This window comes from Porphyromonas sp. CAG:1061 (assembly GCF_000435035.1).
Taxonomy (GTDB): Bacteria; Bacteroidota; Bacteroidia; order Bacteroidales; family Porphyromonadaceae; genus Porphyromonas_A; species Porphyromonas_A somerae.
This window is the reverse complement of record NZ_HF988888.1, coordinates 1-20,596: the sequence shown is the minus strand read 5'-3', so window position 1 is coordinate 20,596 and position 20,596 is coordinate 1. Positions and strand designations below refer to the sequence as shown.

Sequence of the window (20,596 nt, the reverse complement as noted above, 5' to 3'; positions counted from 1 at the left end):
CTCTCCTTACACGCCCGTTTTGGGAGAGTTACGTTCAAGGGAAAAGGGTTTCTCGAAAGGCCAATAACATTAAGGTAAACATAAAGGGAGGTCCCTTAGAAAATATTGGGACAACCATGGATGTTTTAAGGGAAATTCCTCGTGTTGTCATTCAAGGGGATGAGATTTCAATTTTAGGCAAGGGGACTCCAAGCATCTATCTTAATGGTCGCAAAGTACTAAATATTGATGAAATACTGAACATAAAATCGTCTGAAATAAAAACGATAGAAGTACTAGGAAACCCTAATGGTAGATATGGAATAAACGTCTCATCTGCTATTGTTATCACAACGTCCACTTCCTCTAAGGATATTTGGGGTATTGATCTTATGGATAGAGTTGGCTCAAAAGGGAGATTTTCAAATGCTCTTAATGTTACAGCATATCTCAATTTGCCCAAACTATCCATCAAAGTAGGTACAAATCACGTCTATGGAGAGAAGATGTATCATAAAGAAGATACCTATGACTATTCCATCCTAGGTAATCAGATCAGCAATCGCTCTATAACGGAGTTAAGTGATGTACGGAAGAATCTAAGCCTCTCGACAGAGGTAGTTTATCATATCAATGACAACCACAGTATCAATCTTTTTGCAAACTTAGATCCTACAACTCGCGGAAAAGAGCATCTTGATGGATTGCTGCACCACCACGATATGAATAATGGCTACACTGTCCAAGAATTCAATAGTACAACCCAAACAAACTCATCAATTGCATTCCTTGGTGGTGCGTACCACTTTAATACCACGAAGACAAAAATAGATTTTTCTGGAACATATTTCTATTTGAATCAGAATGCTAATCGACATCTATCAACAGAGCAAGAGGATAGTAACTTTGACCAAAAAAGTATCGCTAACAGCATAACCCTAAAAGGTGATTGCGAACAAAATCTTTCAAAAGTCTTTAGTTTATTCTCTGGGATAGAATATGTTTCCACACAAAGAGATGGTAAGTACAAAACCACGAATAGGAACACCGATTTTTTTAGACAAAAACAACTCACTGGATATGTAGCTTTACAAGCCAATATTACCAAAAGATGGAGAGCTCAGACTCAGATTGGGGTGGAATTTGTTGATTTTAAGTACTTTAAAAATGGAGCAATTGTCAACGGACAGAGTAAGCGTTCACTAAAATACCTCCCCACGATCTCCGTTTCTTACGAGAATGAAGACTTCTCATTGGAGTTATCTTATAACAAGACAATAGATAAGCCTAGCTACAATCAGCTTTCGGCTAACTACTTTATGAGTAATAAGTATCTAAGATGGGATGGAAATCCCACACTTAGAAACAGCTATGTGCACTCTCTAACAACAGATCTCACTTACGATTGGGCAAGCTTATCCCTCTCGTATTCTAGAGTAAAGGATGGCTTTTTTGAAGTATGTACATTGCTTGATCCCAAAAGTATGATTATAAAGATTTCTCCAGAAAACCTGCCAAATTATAATCAGTTTTATGCAGGACTTTCGATGAACCCTCAGATAAAAAGACTGGCTATTCTTGCAGATATTGGTTTACAATTACAGGATTTGATATATGGAGGAGTATCCTATAACAAACCCTTGATTGCCTATTCTTTTCGATTAAACTACACATTTCCTAAAGGAGTATCATTAAGATGCGGAATTTCAGGACATCTCAAGAATGGGAGTTATGCAACAGGAGAAACAAAAGGATACAGCAACTTTGATATACGCCTATCTAAAAGTTGGATAAGTGGCAAACTAATTACACAAATCTATGCTACAGATATCTTCAATAAAGCCTATGAAAGAATCCTACTCAATACAAATAATATCTTAAGACAGGATTACTCTCATGGAGGAACTAGAGGTATTTTCCTTATTGTTCAATACAAGTTTGGGAAAAGCAAAAAAAGCAGAGGTCAAACCCTTTCGAAAGAAATGATGCGACTGATGCCTCAATAATCAAATAACTAACTCTTTAAAAGTTTTCATTATGAAAAAGAAAAAAATTGACGTATGTGATGGCACTTGCACTGTATGTGAAATGCTTTACAAGAACCCTCTGTTTGTTTTAGGAAACATTTAAGAACGAACTTTAGAAGAAATATGGAATTCCTATAAAGCCATATCTATTTTTGACGGAAATATTTCGGGGAACTTCAACTCTCCGTGCAACTCCTGTCAACATCTATTTGAGTGTAAAGGTGATATATTTAAACATGTATGCTATGTAGATATTGTTAAAGTTCATGGAATGGAAAATGGGAATCAACCAGACCCTAAGTGTCCCAAGTGTAAGAAATGGAATTTGATATTATGAATACAGGAATAAAAAAGATGAGAATATTGAGGCAACAGGATGCAATGGACTGTGGTTTAGCATGTCTTTTAACTATATCCCTGGAGGTAAAGTCCCCATGGCTGTCTGGCTGGAAAATGATAAGTAAATTGCACTAGAAATTTGAATCTACTAATACCGAGAATGATATGAACAGGAAGAAACACCTCACCTTATTTTCAATAATATCTGTGCTACTCAGTGCCTTCTCGTCACTCAACGCACAACAAGTTGTAGGAACCATTATTGATGCCGATGGAGAACCTATTCCTTATGTGACGCTAACGACATTAGCTTCTTTAGAAAAAGATGCCGAAACGATCCAGATACACTACACCGACTCCCTAGGGTATGTCGCCTTTGACCTATCGGAGAAAGAGACCGCTATTCGAGCAACGTTCCAAGGTAAGGTTCTCTTTGAGGAGCTATTACCTGCCCCGCTCAATGGGATCATCAACCTGGGGAAACGCCAAGTCTCTATCTCAAATGAATTGGACGAAGTAGCTGTCACGGCAGTAAGACGGGCGGTTCGGATGAAAGAGGGAATCCTCACGTTCGACATCAAGCATACCCCAATGTATCAACTCAAAGGGTATAATGCCATTGATTACCTCAGAAGAACCCCTAGGGTAAGCCAGTCAGGAGATAGCTTCTTAATCGACGGCAACCCCGCAGAAGTGCGTATCAATGGGCAAAAAACCAACCTATCAGGTGGTACCCTTCATGACCGTTTGCTAGCTCTTCGCTCAGATATGATCGAGCGAATCGAAGTGCAATTAGGGCAGTCCGCAGATCTCGGAAGTGGTATTACGGGGGGATATATTAATATCGTACTGAAAGAGATCAACGGATATACGGGTTCTCTATCTGCCGACTTGGGCTATGCTGGCAACGCGATTAAAAATGGGAAAAAGCGTCCTGCCCACGATGAAGGACTTTATGCTCGCTTCGTATATGGCAACTCTCGTGTGCAAGGGTTTGCAAATGCCTCTGTGAGTTCGTCGAGATATCCCCATTACTTTGTGGAAAGGGAGTACTACTTCGACAACAAAGTCATCAAGGAGAATAATCATTACCATAGCAATAAGTACCTAGCGTATAGCTTCAACCTTGGAGCCAGTGCTCAGCTCGGCGAGTTACACTCCATTAATGGCACGGCAAGTTATCGCAGAGCTCCTAACTCTCTGTATGAATCGGCTACAGCGTTAGAGCAGCCAACCACACCCCTACTACAAGACATACTGACTAATGGCAACAGTAGCTCTACCTCTTTCACTGGGGAATTCAATCATTCTTGGCACTCTAAAGACGATAAATACAACTGGCTGAACTCCCTCTTCTATATGAAGAAGAAAGCACATGCCACAGATGCTTTGCGTTACTCTGCCGATGGCAATCCTATTAAGGAGGAGCAGAATATCAACGATGAAAGCAACCAACAATTCTACGCTGCTACTCAGTTATCTACACAGCTAACCCCCGTATGGGCTCTAGAGTCTGGCGCCTCATATACGATGACTAAAAGCAACACCAACTATAGCTTCCACGGACAAGGGCAATCCCTCGCAGACGCACACTCTTTGTACGAAGAGCATTTGGCCATTATTTTTGCCCAGCTGCAGATGAGTAAAGGAGAATGGAGCTTAACAGGAGGTTTGAAATACGAACATACTTATGCCTACTCCCGAACAGCCAATAAGAAGCTTAATGTGGGGCAATTATTGCCTTCTGTAAGAATTGGGTATAATGCAGGAGCATACGGCAATATCAGTCTGAGATATTCCAAATGGCTCTTTCGTCCGCCATTTGCGCTTACCAATAGCTATCGCACAAAAAGGAACGACTACCTCTACTCCGTTGGCAACCCTGAACTACGCCCCGCCTCTACCCATTCATTTGGATTAGACTATTACTGGAAGTCATTAGGTTTAGGTCTCAGCTACTCTATCACCAATGATTACCTGCAAAATAGTTACTTCTACGAAGCCCCAATCGTCATTGTTACCAATAGAAACATGCCTACTCAACACAAGTGGACTGGTAACCTTTCATACTCAGGAAATATTACCCCCTGGTGGTATACTTCCGCAGAGGTAGGAGTGGTCTTTCAATATCACCCAAAAGCAATTTGGCTGAAACGGCATACACAGCCTTACGCCGATTTTAATAACACATTTACCCTTGCTTCGGGTCTACAACTTAACGCTGGGATATCCTATGCACACAGCTGGATGATGCAAGATGTATTGGTAGGGAAAAGACTAACGAGCAAGATAGATATGAGGTACCAACCAAGCGGGAGTGATTGGGATTTTTCACTTGCCATTAGCAACCCGATTCGGATATCTCGCACAGAGAACGATTTCAGGCAAGACCCCAACCTCAAAGTGCTCTATTTTGAAGATACCGCCTTCCCGTCAGTAAACTTCTCTATCTCCTACTACTTTGGAAAGATGAAGACGCACTCAAAACCCAACATCCTTAATATGGATCAATATAGATTGTAGCAACCTCTAATTGCGTGGCAGGGGTTACGCATTAGAAGGAACTGCGGTACGAATGAACATATATTAGTTATTGAGAGTGGTAGGGTAAGGACCTCGGAGAGGTCCGTGTTAAATAGGCACTCCGCTGAAAACCATACGGCAAGACCTTTCTAATGGGTAACCCCTGATTACGCGGATGGGGCTCTCTTATTATCGGAATAAATTGGTATCTTTGAGGGTAGTTATGGGCAAGATTGGAAGTCATATTTCTGCCGTGGGCAAGGCTGTTTGGCGATGGCTGAAAAGGGTCAATCCTTTTCTGCTATTTGCTATATTGTTTCTTATTAAGATCATTATTCCCAGCAATACAAGTGTTTGGACTCAGCTGAAGTACAGCCGCACCCTTGACAAACAAGAGCGAGAAATACGAGAGTTGAAAAGGGAGATAGAGAAAACTAAGGTGGCGAAAGAGGATCTCTGGATTGAGAGAGACCGCTTGGAGAAATTTGCTAGAGAGCGGTACCTAATGAAGGAGGAGGACGAAGAAATATACCTACTTAAGTGATGAGTAAGCATACTAAATATGACAATAGGTGGGTAAAATACCTACAGACAATCGGTCCTATTTTGGTATTGATTGGGGCTATCCTGTTTGAGCCCGACTGCACAAAACCCTATAGTGGCTGGTTGGTAGCGATAGGTGGTGGCATGGCTGCAATAGCGACCCTTTTGCAAATAAGTAGCAAAGGAGGTAGCGAGGAGAAAAGGATTCGTCGGCTGGATCGCATGTCGTTCATTGGGTTATTGATCTATTTAGTATCCGGTGGCTTTATGATCCAAGGCTCCGATATTTGGTTGCCACTATTTGCAGTAGCCACTGTATTTTATATCTACGCTCTATTTGCAAAGGATAGAGCTTTGAAAAAGGAGGAAAAGGTATGACAAATGTCGGCGATAGAAGGTTGGTAATCATTCCCACCTATAATGAGATTGAAAATATCAGAGCAATCATAGAGGCGGTGATGGACCTACCAATACCTTTTGAGGTGCTGGTGGTAGACGACAATTCGCCCGACGGCACAGCTAAGGAGGTTCACAAGATCATTGAAGAATACCCTGGGAGGGTGCATATTCTAGAGCGCGAAGGGAAGCAAGGGCTTGGCACCGCCTATATTGCAGGCTTTAAGTGGGCTCTTGAGAAGAGGTACGACTATATCCTCGAGATGGATGCCGACTTTAGCCACAACCCAAAGGATCTGGTTCGTCTCTACGAAGCCTGTGCCGTGGAGGGTGCCGACCTAGCCATCGGTTCAAGGTATGTGAAGGGGGTCAATGTGGTCAATTGGCCACTAGGTAGGGTGTTGATGAGCTACTTTGCCTCGAAGTATGTCCGCATCGTCACAGGGATGAAGGTCAATGACGCTACCGCTGGCTTTGTTTGCTATAGAGCTGAGGTGCTTCGGACCATCCATCTGGATGAGATCCACTTCAAGGGATATGCTTTTCAAATCGAGATGAAGTATACCGCTAAGATGTGCGGGTTCAAGCTAACTGAAGTGCCAATTGTATTTGTCAACCGTGTACACGGCACTAGCAAGATGAATAGCAGCATCTTTGGTGAAGCTTTCTTCGGTGTGCTGAAACTGCGGTGGTGGGGAATGACCCGTAAGTTTCCACAGAAAGGAAGTGTGCAACTAGAGGAATAAAAGAAAGAGAGAGACCATGTCTATATTAATCAAAGGAGCGAATATAATCAACGAGGGGAAGAGACTAGAGAATGCTTCTATACTGATCGAAGGTGAGCAGATAGCTTGCATCTACACAAGCGGGGACGAGCTACCAACTGCCGACAGGGTAATTGAGGCAAAGGGACTTCTCTGCCTGCCAGGGGTGATCGATGATCAGGTTCACTTCCGTGAGCCGGGGCTCACCCACAAAGGGGATATCGCCTCAGAAAGTCGTGCTGCTATTCTTGGTGGTGTGACCAGTTATATGGAGATGCCCAATACGATGCCACAGACCATCACCCTAGAGGCGTGGAAGGACAAGATGGAAATCGCAAAGAAAAGCTCCTTTGCCAACTACTCTTTTTACTTCGGTGCTACGAATGACAATGCTTCTCTCCTCACACAGGTGGATAGGAAGCACACGCCTGGGGTGAAGGTATTTATGGGGGCATCAACGGGTAATATGCTGGTGGACCACGACGATGCCCTGAGAGCTATCTTTAGAGATTCTCCTCTTCTGATCGCCACTCACTGCGAAAGTGAGGAGGTGATTCAGCGGAATAAGGCCAAGGTGATTGCCGAAGTGGGCAACGACCCAGAGGTAAAGTGGCACCCCGTTATTAGAAGTGCAGAAGCGTGCTACGAAAGTAGCTTAAAGGCAAGCCAACTAGCCAAGGAGGCTGGAGCGAAGCTACATATCCTCCACCTAAGCACGGCTAAAGAGCTGGAGCTACTGGACGAGAGCCAGCACATCACGGGAGAAGTATGTGTTCATCACCTTTGGTTTACGGATCAAGACTACGAACGACTGGGCACCCGCATCAAGTGGAACCCGGCTGTCAAAACCCTTCAAGATAGAGAGGCCCTGAGAGAGGCCGTAAGGTGTGGCAAGCTCAATATTATTGCCACCGACCATGCTCCACACCTACTCTCCGAAAAGGAGGGCGGTGCACTTACCGCAGCCTCAGGAGGTCCACTGGTACAGCACTCACTGCTGATGATGCTGGAGCTAGCCGACCAAGGGGTATTCAGTATAGAGCGAGTGGTTGAGTGTATGTGCCACAACCCAGCCGACCTATTTGAGGTGGAGCAGCGTGGATATATCCGTGAAGGGTACTTTGCAGACTTGGTACTGATTGATCCTAATAAGCCTTGGACGGTCTCAAAGGACAATATTGCTAGCAAGTGTGGTTGGAGCCCACTCGAGGGGTACACATTTGAGCATAGTGTCGTTTCAACCTTTGTTAATGGCACTGAGGTAGTCAAAGATGGTGCAGTAGTAGCTGACTTACCGAAAGTTGCTCGCCCACTTACGTTTAATCACAAGGAATGGAGATGAAGCCACGGTCCCAAATACTTCTTCTCGCCCTACTCCTATCTCTATTTGGCATAGAATCCTATGCACAGATAGATATGGACAAGCAACTGCGTGAGCGAAAAGAGAAGAAAGATGACTATGACGACTCGGACAGAGATCGCCTGAATAGTCTCTTTTCCTTTTACCTTACACCACGAACAGGAGACTTGCAGAGTGCATCGGTAGATACTATGATGCTCAATTACCATAGTCGTGCATATATTGAGGGGCTTAGCGTGGCAGAGGCTTATGCCGGCACCTATGCCTCGCCATATCAATCAAAAATCTACTTTGATCGCTCTATCAATCGGTGGGGGCAGTTTTTCTTTACCCAACCCTATGGGCATCTATTCCGCAATAAGCAGCGGATGCAATGGTACGATACAAAGACGCCCTACACCTTTTTGAAGTACCTCACCGTGGGGAATAATGAGAATAAGGAGCAAAACTTCACCTTCACCTTTTCTTCCAACCTCGGCAAGGAGTGGAGCCTTGGCGGTGATATTGATATTGACTATGCCAATGGCTATTATGCCCAAACAAGCAGTAAAAACTTTACCTATCGGGTATTCTCCTACTATCGGGGCGACCGATACCAAGCCTACGCTTCGATGGGCAATACCAATGCCACCAATCAGGAGAGTGGAGGTATTACCGATATGCGGTACGTGACCAATCCCGATGACTTTATGGATGGTCGGCGTACCCTACTCCCCAAGGATATCCCTACACGCTATAAATCCACGTGGAATAGGATGGTTTATGGCTCGGGTCGCTTTCACCACAAGTATCGATTTGGCTACTATCAGGATAAGGAGGGCAATAGGCTAGATAGCAAGGACGCTGAAATGGAACCAGAAGCCACTTTGCCCGAAGCACCGACCGACCTACCGTCAACCGAAACAGCAAGTAGCCTACCCACGGATAGTCTTATGCCCGCACCATTGGAGTTGCCAGTAGATACCCTCACGACAACCCCCACCTCACAAGAGCCTGTGAGGCGACGACTAGGGAAATCTTCTGGGCAGGCAGAAGCACCAACGGAGGAAGAGGAGGAAGAGGCGGAGGCAGAAAAGGCCAATCGGGTATTTGTGCCTGTTGCTGCCATATTTCATGACTTTCAGCTAGAGAAGGGGAGAAGAGAGTGGGTCTCTCTTGACCCTGCTTTTGAAAAGGAGTACCCCAATCCGGTCATTCCTCGACCGGCAGGAGCACGATACTTCCCCAATGACTCTTTCTCTACACTCTATATCAGTAACACTGTAGGTGTGGAAGTATTGGAGGGCTTTAAGAAGTGGGCAAAGATGGGCATCGCTGCCTTTGTGGCTCATGACTACCGTAAATACTCTCAGCCACTTATGAATTGGGCCGATGCTCAGCGTCTAGAAATAGATGAGGTGGAGAAAAACGAAGCGACCGAAAACAGTCTATCTGTTGGTGGTCGTATCAGCAGTAATTCCTTTAAGTACTTCGACTACTATGCGTGGGGGCAGGTAGCCCTCATCGGAGCACAAGCTGGTGAGGTGGAGGTGAGTGGTCAATTGAACACCCACATTCCTCTACTGGGACATACAGTGACGGTCTCGGCAAATGTGGACTTCCAAAATATCCAACCCTCCTACTACCTTAGGAAGTTCAAAGCAAGTCTACACGAGTGGGATAGGTCGCTCAAGATGATACAATTGCTCAGAGTGGGAGGCTCGATGAATATTCCTTTCACCAAGAGCCGTATCTTTGCCAATTTTGAGACGCTTCAAAACCCTATTGCCCCTGATATGAAGGGCATACCAGTGCAGACGGAATTGAATACGAGGGTCATTTCAGTTGGATTGGATCAAAGCCTCAGCTGGAAGATACTTAACTGGGAGAATAGCGTTATTTGGCAGAGTAGTAGCCACCATGACATCACCCCTCTCCCTATGGTCTCCGTCTACTCCAACTTTTATCTTAAATTCCTAATAGCTAAGGTGATGACTCTACAGGTAGGGGCAGATGCTAAGTGGCATACCGCCTACTACGCACCTTACTATGAACCAAGTACCCAGCAATTTAGACCGCAAGAAGATATTAAGATTGGTGGTGAAGCCCCTCTACTCAATGCTTACGTCAATGCCCACCTGAAGAGGGCTCGCTTTTTCGTAAAGTACTACAATGTAGGGGCTCTACTCTTCAAGCCAAGTCACTTCACGATGCCCAACTACCCGCTTTACCCACCAGTATTGAGAATGGGCGTCGCAGTTGATTTAAGAAACTAAGCAATAAGGATACGATGTCTCAACTCTCTAAGTCCAAGCGCGTGACCATTGCCAATGGCTTTGCCATTTTAGCCGCAGCCCTCCTCATGTGGGTTTTTACCACACGTAGAGCTCAGCGACAGTCGGATCAGCCCACTTCAACGGTTGTCAAAGTGGCTGTTGACCTTTCGCCTGATGGGCTTAGAGTAGACTCTCTTGGGGAAATAACAGGGCGTGCCAAGAAGCTTTTGGAGCTAGTTTTACCGCAAAGGGAATATGAAATAGTGCCTTTTGCCACTAGGGGCGAGGCAATAGAAAAGTTGACTAAAGGGGAGGTGCAGCTTTATGTTACCACCATGCCTCTCTCTATGGCAAATAAAATTGAGGGCACAACGCCTACTGAATGGCTTTACACCTCTAGCTTCAATCTACTCCACAAGGCGAGTAACACCAATTGGGAGGCAGACTTTACTGGAGAGGAGCCGGTCACGGTATGGGTATCGGAAGAAGACCAAGCTGCCATCACAATCGTAGAGAACCTAGCGGAGCTCAACTACCCTAGCCTATCAATAGAGAGTAGCGAGCTACCTACGATGCAATTGGCGACAAAACTCTCTAAGGGGGAAATCAACTACCTTATCTGCGATAAAAACCTGGCCGATGCGATTGTGGCTGTAGATAGCACGCTACAAAGCTCCAAAGGCATTGGCTTTGAGCTACAGCAGGTATGGCTAGTAAATGCTACTGCCGATAGCCTCAAGGTAGCAATAGATAGTGCTATTATCGCCAAGAGAGGGAGCCAAGAGTGGCTAGAAATAATCAATGAATTAGAGAAGAAATGAATATAGACAGAGATAATATACCAGAGCACGACAACTTTTACTCCTTTGGACTTCATCCAACGGTATTGGATGGGCTAGATGCGATGGGGTTCAATCATCCATCGCCAGTCCAAGAGGCCTCTATTCCCCATATACTTGAGGGGCAAGACGTGATTTCGTGTGCTCAGACAGGTACGGGGAAGACCGCTGCCTTTGTGCTACCAATTCTAAGCGAACTGGCGTCGGGTGAGTATTCTGAGGAGTATGTCAATGCCGTCATTATGGCACCTACGAGAGAGCTAGCACAGCAGATTGACCGACAGATTGATGCCTTTTCCTACTTCGTCAGCGGGGTGAGTGCAGTACCTATCTATGGCGGTACTGGTGGCATTGAGTGGGAGCAGCAGAAGCGGGCTTTGCGTATGGGGTCAGATATTATTGTCGCCACTCCAGGGCGCCTGCTTTCACATATCAATCTCAACACTGTAGATCTCTCACGTGTCAGTTTCTTTGTGCTTGATGAGGCCGACCGAATGCTAGATATGGGCTTCTTTGATGATATTGTGGAGGTCTACAAGTTACTGCCACAAGATGTACAGACGGTGATGTTTTCGGCGACAATGCCTGATAAGATACGCCGACTTGCCAAGGAGATTACTAAGAATGCAGTAGAGATAAATATTGCTATCTCTCGTCCACCAGAGTCGATTGACCAAAGTGTCTACTTCTGCAAAGAGGATGAAAAGCTAGCACTTCTCACACAGATATTTAAGGAGAGAGAGGTGACTAAGTCCATCGTCTTCTTTGGCTCTAAGGATCGTGTCAAAGAGGCCTACCGACTACTTCGTAGCAATGGCTACAAGGTGGCACAAATGCACTCCGACCTAGACCAATCGGAGCGTAATGAAGTGATGAACGACTTCAAGAATGGACATATAGAGATCATTGTGGCTACGGATATTCTATCAAGAGGAATCGACGTGGATGATATCCAACTAATTGTCAATTACGATGTCCCTTCCGACCCTGAGGACTATGTACACCGCATCGGTCGTACCTCTAGAGGGACCAATCTAGGTGGAGCTGCCATCACCATTGTCAATCAACGAGATAAAGGCCGCTTTATAGATATTGAAAAGTTCTTGGGGTACAATGTACAGCGAAACAGCCTGCCAGAAGGATTCGTTGCGCTATCCGAAGAGCAAGAGAAACCAAACGAAAAGCCTCGCAATCAAAGACGAGGGAGGAATAACAATCGAAACAGAAACCGAAAAGGAGGGTCACAACAAAGACCTCAAAACAATAAAAGAAGGAGAAGAAATGGAGCCAACAACAATAAAGTTCAAGGAAGAGGAGCTAAACCAACTCAAAAGCCAGCTACAAACTCCTAAGCAGATCACTCTGATAGGACACGTATCTCCCGACGGAGATTCTCTCGGCTCCACCCTTGCCCTCTCGCTACTTCTTGAAAAGCTGGGGCATACTACAAAGGTGGTACATCCTACCGACTTTCCCCCTAGCTTTGGATTTCTAAAGGGGGCTGATGAAGCGATCATCGCAAAGCACCAACCCGAGGAAGCTACCCAAGCCCTCCAAGAAGCGGAAGTTATTTTCCTTATGGACTTCAATGAGCTAAAGCGAGTGGAGCAATTGGAGAGTGCTCTAGCCAGTGCCACTGCATTTAAGGTGATGATAGACCATCACCTGCACCCCACTAGTGATGTAGATCTCTGCTTTTCTTACCCCGAGAAGCCAGCTACCTGCTTACTCCTCTTTGAGATAATAGAAGCCCTTGGCTACAAGGAGTATATCGATCAAGCCATGGCCGAATGTCTCTATACAGGAATGGTGACGGATACAGGTGGCTTTAGTTACAATTCTCAAGACCCAAAGCTCTACACAACCATTTCTGAGCTACTCAATTGTGGCCTAGAGAAAGACAGAATATCTAGCTACATTAATCGTAGCTACTCAATAGATAAGATACGCCTCTCCGCCCACTTGCTGGATAATAATCTCACCTTCTATCCGCAATACCATACGGCGATCATCACAATGAGCCAAAAGGACAAGCGGATGTTTGAATACCAAGTAGGAGATACCGAAGGGTTGGTCAATGAGCCACTTGCTGCCAAGGAGATCCTCTTCTCCATTTTTCTCCACGAGCAGTCTAAGTACACCAAAATATCGCTTCGCTCCAAGGGAAGCTTCCCAGTCAATCAATTTGCCAAGAAGTTTTTCAATGGCGGAGGTCACCTCAATGCTGCTGGAGCAGAGGTCTACGCCTCTCTAGCAGAGACTACCAAGATAGTTTTAGAAGCGATCAAAATAATGCACCCAAGCCATGAAGATGAGTGATCTGCTTAACTTCGCTGCCGAACCTCTCTGGTCAAAAGAATGGACCACAGAGAATACCCCTCAACTGATTGCGGGACCATGCAGTGCGGAGTCGCGGGGGCAAGTGCTAGCCACTGCAGAAGCACTAAGCCACCATGGAGTGAAGCTATTTAGAGCTGGTATTTGGAAACCTCGTACCTGCCCGGGACAGTTTGAGGGAGTAGGCGAAAAGGGGCTGCCTTGGCTTACCGAAGTACGCGAGAAGTATGGGATGCTCATTGGCACAGAAGTAGGCAACTCCCATCATGTAGAGCAAGCAATTAAGCACGGCATTGATTTTGTATGGATTGGGGCACGCACCACAGCCAGTCCCTTTGCCATTCAGGAGATAGCAGAGGCACTAAAGGGCTGTGACTTGCCAGTTCTTCTTAAGAATCCGCTTTCCCCCTCCCTAGACCTATGGCTAGGGGCACTTCTACGCCTGATTGACGCAGGCTCCAAAAAGGTCGCACTGATACATCGGGGCTTTGACATCGGCACCCACTCCTCACTTCGGAACACTCCGCTATGGGAATTGATATCCGAAGTGCGTCAGGTGGCACCAAATATCCCCATCTATCTTGACCCAAGCCACATTGCAGGAGACAAAGCCTATCTTCCAAAGCTTCTCCAAACTGCCTACCTCCTACAGTATGATGGGCTGATGCTTGAGAGCCATATCACCCCTACCAAAGCTCTTACCGACCCAGCTCAGCAACTCACTCCCGACGAGTTGGCGGAATTGCTCCGAACCACCACCCCCTCCAACACAGCACAGCTGGAGCTACTTAGAGACCAGTTTACCACCACAGACCATCAGCTCATTGATCGCTTTGCTTATCGTCGCTTTCTCTCCAAGGAGATCGCCAAGGTGAAGCAAGAGCTTAGCATAAGGCCTCTCCAAGAGGAGCAGTATCAGCGACGACTACAAGAGCTACAAGCCACTGCCGAAGAGTATCAAATACCCCAAGACCTACTCTCGCAGCTTTACCACTTGGTACATAGAGACTCCCTAGAGATACAGCGGGGAGAGGAGGAGGATACAAAGTCCGGCTTTAGCACTTCGCAGCATACCATTACCCTTAACGGACTTAGGTTTTTCGCCTACCACGGGTTACTTCCCCACGAAAAGCGTGTAGGCAATACTTTTGAAGTCAATCTCACACTACACTTTCCCGCTGCTGAGGTGATGGAGAGTGGTGATCTAGAGAAAGGGATCAACTACGCCGAAGTCTACCAAATTCTTCAGCAGGAGATGGAGATAGCCACCGAGTTGCTTGAGACACTCACCTATCGAATACTCCAGAGACTACGCACCGAATTTTCCCTCCTCACTAGTGCCACATTAGCGATCACAAAGCTGGCACCTCCTATTCCCAATTTTGATGGCGAAGGGGTCAGTTTCTCTGCAACAGCCCACTATAGAAAAGCATAACTAAAGGTTGATATTGATATGAAGAACTTTATATTTTGCAATCCCACCAAACTGATATTTGGTCAAGGAAGCATCAAAGAGATAAGTAAGCAGATCCCTCAAGGGAGCAAGATACTCCTCACTTATGGTGGAGGCAGTATCATCAAAAATGGCATCTATGACCAAGTCATCTCACAGCTCACGGGCTACGAGATAATCCCCTTTGGTGGCATAGAGAGCAATCCAGATGCTGCCACCATCGACCGAGCCATTGCCACAGCGAGAGACGAAAAGTGTACATTTATCCTAGCTGTTGGAGGCGGCTCAGTGATAGATGCCAGTAAAGCGATAGCGATGGGAGTTAAAGCTCCTATGAACTGTTGGGAGATGGTCACCACCTATTATAGGGGAGAGTGCCTTCCACTCGGTACCGTCCTCACCGTACCAGCCACCGGGTCAGAGATGAATCCAGGTGCCGTTATCTCCAATAGAGCTACCCAAGAGAAGTTCTCAATGGTCGGAGAGCATCCTGTTTTCTCCATACTCGACCCCACCTACACCTACACCCTCAGCCAGCACCAAGTGGCTTGCGGTATCGCCGATGCCTTTATGCACACCCTTGAGCAATACCTCACCTTTCCTGGTCAGAGTGGCGTGATGGATCGAATGGCAGAAGGGTTGCTACTCAATATTCTAGAGATAGCCCCTCGTCTGATTCAAGATCACACCGACTACGATACCGCTTGCGAGTATATGCTCTCTGCTACCTTTGGGCTTAATTACTTCCTAGCAATGGGCGTTGAAGAAGATTGGCTAACTCACCGACTGGGACACGAGCTCACCGCCCTTGCAGGGGTAACGCACGGTGCGTCTCTCATGATGCTCCTACCCTCCGTGATGCGCGTAATGCTACCAGAGAAGCGGGATAAGATCATCCAAATGGGGCGAAGAGTATTCGGCATAAGTGGATTAGATAACGATGCCACCGTCCAGGCTACCCTGCAAGCGGTAGAGAAGTTTATCCATAGCCTTGGCCTTGCCAGTTCAATGAAAGAGGGTCAGATTGCCTCCGAAGTGGCTGAGGAGATGATTCGTCGCTTCCACCAGCGTGGAACTCCACTAGGCACCCTTGAAAGTGCCACACCCGATAAGATTCAGCTCATCATTGAGGATTCAATGAAATAATAAAAGCATCTGACGTATGAAAAGAGCCAGTTTACCACTTCTGCTGAGCCCCTTACTGCTACTCTTGGCGATAGCCCTCTCCTCTTGTGCCAAAGAGACCAGTATCAAAGAGCTATCGGCATCACTAGAGGAGCTGATTGCAGATGCCAATGGCAACCCCACCGATACCACCATAAAAAGCCTTCAGGTAGTGATCAGTTCGCCCGAAGAGTGGCAGGTCAATAGCGATGCTTCTTGGCTCTCCACCAATAGTCAGATGGGAGGCATTAGCCGTACCGTAGTTGGCATTAAAGTGATACCCAACCTCACAGGGAAAGAGCGTACAGGGCAGCTGACCTTTAGCACCAGTAACCAAAGCGTTGCTGTCAAGGTCAAGCAGTTGGGTGGAGATACTAATATTGAAACCGTCCTCTACGAAATCCCTGTCATCTTCCACGTGCTATACAATGAGGCGGATAAGAATAATACCGATACCCTACGCCGAAAGTATGTGCTTAATAGTGCCGATGCCCAAGTTATCTTAGAGTATATCAACCAACTCTTTGGCCAGCAACCTCGTCAAGTAGGCAATGAGATTTACCGAGGTATCAAAAGGAAATATCAGCAAGGCCAGCAAGAGGTCTATCATCTCCCTCTTGAGACCAAAATCCGCTTCAAGCTGGCCAATGAAAAGCCCGACGGCACCCGACAAAGCCCTGCCGGCATCAATGCCATCGCCATGGATGAGCGGTCACTCGACCCGAAAGTAGTCATGAGTGACAAAGCTGGTGGTCGCTACCACGATATGGCGTGGCCCATCAAGCAGTATATCAACATCTACGTATTTCCCTTCACACGCCACCAAGAGCGAGCAGACCAAGTAGTGATGGGCATCTCACACATGCCCCTTGCCCTCTCCTCAGCACCCATTGAGGGACTAAAGCAACTCGGTAGCCAAGAAGAGCTGTACATCAAAGAGCATGGCGGTCTTGACCAATTCTCCAATTACAACCACTGTATTACCCTCAACTCCGATGGTTTTGAGTGGCGTACCTGGAAGGAGACCTTTCTCAAAGCCGACCTAGGGAAAAACACCTTAGCCCACGAACTAGGGCACTACCTCGGGCTCTATCACACCTTCTCTGAGGTGGTAGGCTCCGATGGAAACCTCGTGCTAGATAGCTGCGATGATACCGACTATTGTGCCGACACACAAAGTTACAATCGAAAACAGTACGAGGAAAGTAGAGCAGATATCATTGCTTCGGGGACCACCAGTTTAGTGCAGATAATCGGGTTACTGATGCGTAATGACTGCCAGAGCGGGCGATTCGAAGCCACCAATATAATGGACTACGACTTCTGCCACAGCGACGAGTGGACACCCAACCAAGTCAGTCGTATGCGACAGGTGCTCTACAATACCTACACCACACCAGGGATCAAAGTGGCATCACCTAGGAGCCTACTCAAGGGCTACTCACCCCACCAACGCGTAATGGTAGAGGGTACCCCCGTGGCAATCCCTTGCCGTACCCAGCTAATACGCTAGAGGAGATATGGTGCACCCAAGTACGAGGAAAATATCAGCTCTGCTCACGCTCCTCACACTCCTTATGGTAGGATGTGAGTCGCGACAACCGTTTGTGGGGGTTATTTTAATAGATACCGACCTTCCCACACTCTATAGAGGTGAGCTACCTATTGGGGTCACCCTAGATCCTGGAAGCGGGGGCAAGGATCTATTGAGCAACAACCTACTCCTCAATGGTGGGTGGGAATTGGCTTCCCACCTAGAGGGATGTGGATATGATAGAGCGACGGGAGAAGTCGTCACTCCCAATGGCTCCAGACTGCCCTACCCACTACCCGAGCAGCATTTTGGTTGGGAATTGATTGGTCAAAATATCGGCATCTCCGGCGATAAATCACAGCATTACCTCCTAGCGCACGTCAGTAGCACCGATAGCTTAGTAGGCATTCGGCAAAACCTCAGAGGTGTAGAGATTACCCCTGGAGAGAGCTATCGCCTCACCCTCACTGCCCAAAGTACTCGACCCTCCACCATTATTGCCACACTCGTTGATGCCGAGATGAAGCAACTAAGCACCCCCCTCACCCTCACCCCCACTTCCGAGGGTGGCAGATTAGTCGGACAGCTAAAGGTAACCCAAGCAGATGCCGCCCCCTCACTATTTCTAGAGATCAAAGCCACCGAGGGCGAGCCCTACCTTGTCCAAAGAGATAGCATCAGCTATTGGACAAGCCAAAGCAGTGCTACCGTCACCATTGACGATCTTTTGCTCCAAAAGGTAGGGTATAAAGAGCGATATGGACTAGATGAAAATCTCTACGCCCTACTCTCCGAGCTTCACCCCAGCTTTGTAAGATTTCCCGCTGGAGCTACCGCCAATGGACTCTACCCGGGCAACTACCCTCTGTACCTTGATAGCATACAGCTAATGGCTCCTCTTTGGACACTCAATCAAAATGAATATACCCACCACTTCGGCTACCCACAACTACTACAGCTAGCCCATGCGCTCCATAGCACTCCTATCATCGTAGCTAATTTCGGCTTCTCCGACCCATCCACCATACAGAGGATAGAGGATATCAAGCTACTTCCCCAACGTATCGATTACATTGAGCAGCTAATCGCCAAAGCCCCCCAGCATCAAGTCGCCGTACAGCCTGGGTACGGACTTGGAGGTGCCGAATATGACCGTCGATTGACACAGCTCCTAGATAAACTCGATACCATCTACCCCAATCTACAGCTCATCAGTGCTGCAGATAGATCGCCCTACAAAGAGTATAGCGACTACCCATTCGATCTCGTGCTCCCCCTGATCTCCTACAATAACCTCGCCCACATCGACTCCCTCATCACCCAGCGCGACCAGCTACTCTACCCACAGATGATGAGCGAAGCCACCTTTGACACCGATTACACCAAGGGCTACTTTCTACCACCTCTAGCCCTACGTGCCGCCTTTATGATCTTAGCAGAGCGACGCACCCCCTACCTCCAAGCCCTCGGTCTCACCCCACTCATTGCCACCGATCTCGAGGAGCAATTCCCTATTATAGAGGCCAAGTCTGGCACCTTCCACCCCACCCTCTTCTACCAATACCTCTGCGACTTCACACAGCTTCGTGGCGAAAACCTCTGCCGATGGGATAGCAATAACAGTCTCCAGAGCGATGTGATTACCTCACTCACCGCCGATAAAGAGAAAAAGACCTACTACCTCAAGGCTGTCAATGTCACCCGTCACCCCCTACACTACCAAATCAAACTGAAGGGGAAAAATAGCAACTTCACCTCAGTAGAGATACTCTCCTATACCTCCACAGAACCCACCACCAGCCTTACCCCAGCCGGTTTTGCCCACTACGAAAAAAGTGTCACCCAAGAGCGACTGCGCCTCAGTAGCCACTTCCACTACCTCTTTGCCCCCTACGAAGTAGTCATCTTCAAGTTTTCATAATGCCATAGACCATGAGACCAATACACCTACATCTATCATTGCTTCTAACCCTCCTCCTCTTCTACCCTGCTTCAGCCCAAGTAGAGGTGGGTGCCGATCAAATTGAGCAAATACTTACCTATACAGCTGGTAAGAGAGTAGCCCTCACGGTCAATCACACCAGTATCCTCTCCAATCCCCAGCATACCCACCTCGTCGATACCCTTCTAGCCAAAGGCGTTCAAGTAACCAAACTCTTCACCCCCGAGCACGGACTTCGTGGCACCGCCGATGCCGGAGCCACCATCCAGTCAGGCAAAGATAGTGCCACTGGGCTACCAGTCATCTCCCTCTACGGACAAAAAAAGAAGCCCACCCCAAGCGACCTCAAAGGCATAGACCTAATGATCTTCGACCTCCAAGATGTAGGCGTCCGCTTCTACACCTATATCAGCACCCTCACCTACCTTATGGAGGCGTGTGCCGAAGAGCAGATTCCGCTCCTCGTGCTCGACCGCCCCAATCCACACGACACCATAGACGGCCCCGTCAGAAAGTTCACGAAGTACCGCTCCTTCGTCAGCCTACTCCCGATCCCCGCTGTCCACGGGCTTACCCTAGGCGAGGCAGCCCAGATGATCAATGGCGAAGGGTGGCTCAAAAACAAAGTCCAAGTACAGCTCACCGTGCTCCCCGTAAGAGGGTGGCAACACGGTCAAGCCTACTCTCTACCCCTTCCACCAAGCCCCAACCTCCGCTCCGACAAAGCGATACACTGCTACCCCACCATCTGTTATTTCGAGGCCAGTAGCTGGAGCGAAGGGCGAGGCACCTCACACCCCTTTGAGCAAATTGGTTACCCCAATCGCCACCTAGGCAACCACACTTTCACCCCGCAGCCCACAAAGGGAGCCACAAAGCCCAAGCACAGCGGCAAGCGTTGCTACGGTCCCACCCTTCAACCCCAAGAATGGCCAAAGGGCATCTACCTACCCCTCATTATCGAAGCATACCAAATAAGCCAAACCCACGGCATCCGCTTCTTTGCACGCCCCAAGCTCTTCGACCTCCTAGCTGGAAATGGAGAGCTTCGCCTGCAAATTCAAAGAGGCCTCACCGCCGACCAGATCCGCCAAAGCTGGCAAAGCGATCTCACCTCCTACAAGCAGCTCCGCGCCCACTA

15 protein-coding genes are annotated in these 20,596 nt (G+C 47.4%); all 15 read left to right on the top strand.

Annotated features, from left to right (window positions below):
• Nucleotides 1-1,985, top strand: a 1,985-nt coding sequence (locus QVO39_RS02800) for an outer membrane beta-barrel protein (protein ID WP_288171687.1), incomplete at its 5' end; no start/stop codon positions are given.
• Between the two features lie 525 nt (nucleotides 1,986-2,510).
• Nucleotides 2,511-4,868, top strand: a complete 2,358-nt coding sequence (locus tag QVO39_RS02795; RefSeq protein WP_021902931.1) for a TonB-dependent receptor plug domain-containing protein — start codon at nucleotides 2,511-2,513, stop codon at nucleotides 4,866-4,868.
• Nucleotides 4,869-5,091: 223 nt separating this feature from the next.
• Nucleotides 5,092-5,412 (top strand): FtsB family cell division protein, encoded by a 321-nt coding sequence (locus QVO39_RS02790; protein ID WP_288171685.1) that lies wholly within the window; start codon nucleotides 5,092-5,094, stop codon nucleotides 5,410-5,412.
• The gene (locus tag QVO39_RS02785; protein ID WP_021902929.1) at nucleotides 5,412-5,789 is read left to right on the top strand and encodes a hypothetical protein; all 378 of its coding nucleotides are present in this window, start codon (nucleotides 5,412-5,414) and stop codon (nucleotides 5,787-5,789) included. Before QVO39_RS02790 ends, QVO39_RS02785 begins: the two co-directional genes overlap by 1 nt.
• Nucleotides 5,786-6,553, top strand: a complete 768-nt coding sequence (locus QVO39_RS02780; protein ID WP_021902928.1) for a polyprenol monophosphomannose synthase — start codon at nucleotides 5,786-5,788, stop codon at nucleotides 6,551-6,553. The genes QVO39_RS02785 and QVO39_RS02780 overlap by 4 nt, the downstream gene beginning before the upstream one ends.
• A gap of 16 nt (nucleotides 6,554-6,569) precedes the next feature.
• A complete protein-coding gene (locus QVO39_RS02775; protein WP_021902927.1) occupies nucleotides 6,570-7,913 on the top strand; it encodes a dihydroorotase in 1,344 nt (447 codons plus the stop codon).
• A 74-nt stretch (nucleotides 7,914-7,987) separates the two neighbouring features.
• Nucleotides 7,988-10,186, top strand: a complete 2,199-nt coding sequence (locus QVO39_RS02770) for a putative porin (RefSeq protein WP_288171681.1) — start codon at nucleotides 7,988-7,990, stop codon at nucleotides 10,184-10,186.
• A 14-nt stretch (nucleotides 10,187-10,200) separates the two neighbouring features.
• Nucleotides 10,201-11,007 (top strand): transglycosylase SLT domain-containing protein, encoded by an 807-nt coding sequence (locus QVO39_RS02765; protein WP_021902925.1) that lies wholly within the window; start codon nucleotides 10,201-10,203, stop codon nucleotides 11,005-11,007.
• Nucleotides 11,004-12,377, top strand: coding sequence for a DEAD/DEAH box helicase (locus QVO39_RS02760; RefSeq protein ID WP_021902924.1), 1,374 nt, complete (start codon nucleotides 11,004-11,006; stop codon nucleotides 12,375-12,377). The genes QVO39_RS02765 and QVO39_RS02760 overlap by 4 nt, the downstream gene beginning before the upstream one ends.
• On the top strand, nucleotides 12,307-13,344 hold the full coding sequence (locus QVO39_RS02755) for a DHH family phosphoesterase (RefSeq protein ID WP_288171679.1): 1,038 nt from the start codon (nucleotides 12,307-12,309) through the stop codon (nucleotides 13,342-13,344). Before QVO39_RS02760 ends, QVO39_RS02755 begins: the two co-directional genes overlap by 71 nt.
• Nucleotides 13,337-14,797, top strand: a complete 1,461-nt coding sequence (gene folB, locus QVO39_RS02750) for a dihydroneopterin aldolase (RefSeq protein ID WP_288171677.1) — start codon at nucleotides 13,337-13,339, stop codon at nucleotides 14,795-14,797. The genes QVO39_RS02755 and folB overlap by 8 nt, the downstream gene beginning before the upstream one ends.
• An 18-nt stretch (nucleotides 14,798-14,815) precedes the next feature.
• The gene (locus tag QVO39_RS02745; protein WP_018027733.1) at nucleotides 14,816-15,961 is read left to right on the top strand and encodes an iron-containing alcohol dehydrogenase; all 1,146 of its coding nucleotides are present in this window, start codon (nucleotides 14,816-14,818) and stop codon (nucleotides 15,959-15,961) included.
• A gap of 16 nt (nucleotides 15,962-15,977) precedes the next feature.
• Entirely contained in the window at nucleotides 15,978-17,492 is a 1,515-nt protein-coding gene (locus QVO39_RS02740) for a zinc-dependent metalloproteinase lipoprotein (protein ID WP_021902921.1), read from the top strand.
• 7 nt (nucleotides 17,493-17,499) lie between these two features.
• Entirely contained in the window at nucleotides 17,500-19,434 is a 1,935-nt protein-coding gene (locus tag QVO39_RS02735; protein ID WP_021902920.1) for a glycoside hydrolase family 51, read from the top strand.
• An 11-nt stretch (nucleotides 19,435-19,445) separates the two neighbouring features.
• Nucleotides 19,446-20,596, top strand: a 1,151-nt coding sequence (locus QVO39_RS02730) for an exo-beta-N-acetylmuramidase NamZ family protein (protein WP_288171670.1), incomplete at its 3' end; no start/stop codon positions are given.

Coding starts and splice junctions, on each gene's coding strand:
- QVO39_RS02735 (WP_021902920.1), top strand. CDS start 17,500: ATGGTGCACCCAAGTACGAGGAAAATATCAGCTCTGCTCACGCTCCTC.
- QVO39_RS02790 (WP_288171685.1), top strand. CDS start 5,092: ATGGGCAAGATTGGAAGTCATATTTCTGCCGTGGGCAAGGCTGTTTGG.
- QVO39_RS02755 (WP_288171679.1), top strand. CDS start 12,307: ATGGAGCCAACAACAATAAAGTTCAAGGAAGAGGAGCTAAACCAACTC.
- QVO39_RS02795 (WP_021902931.1), top strand. CDS start 2,511: ATGAACAGGAAGAAACACCTCACCTTATTTTCAATAATATCTGTGCTA.
- QVO39_RS02785 (WP_021902929.1), top strand. CDS start 5,412: ATGAGTAAGCATACTAAATATGACAATAGGTGGGTAAAATACCTACAG.
- QVO39_RS02760 (WP_021902924.1), top strand. CDS start 11,004: ATGAATATAGACAGAGATAATATACCAGAGCACGACAACTTTTACTCC.
- QVO39_RS02775 (WP_021902927.1), top strand. CDS start 6,570: ATGTCTATATTAATCAAAGGAGCGAATATAATCAACGAGGGGAAGAGA.
- QVO39_RS02780 (WP_021902928.1), top strand. CDS start 5,786: ATGACAAATGTCGGCGATAGAAGGTTGGTAATCATTCCCACCTATAAT.
- folB (WP_288171677.1), top strand. CDS start 13,337: ATGAGTGATCTGCTTAACTTCGCTGCCGAACCTCTCTGGTCAAAAGAA.
- QVO39_RS02765 (WP_021902925.1), top strand. CDS start 10,201: ATGTCTCAACTCTCTAAGTCCAAGCGCGTGACCATTGCCAATGGCTTT.
- QVO39_RS02740 (WP_021902921.1), top strand. CDS start 15,978: ATGAAAAGAGCCAGTTTACCACTTCTGCTGAGCCCCTTACTGCTACTC.
- QVO39_RS02745 (WP_018027733.1), top strand. CDS start 14,816: ATGAAGAACTTTATATTTTGCAATCCCACCAAACTGATATTTGGTCAA.
- QVO39_RS02770 (WP_288171681.1), top strand. CDS start 7,988: ATGGACAAGCAACTGCGTGAGCGAAAAGAGAAGAAAGATGACTATGAC.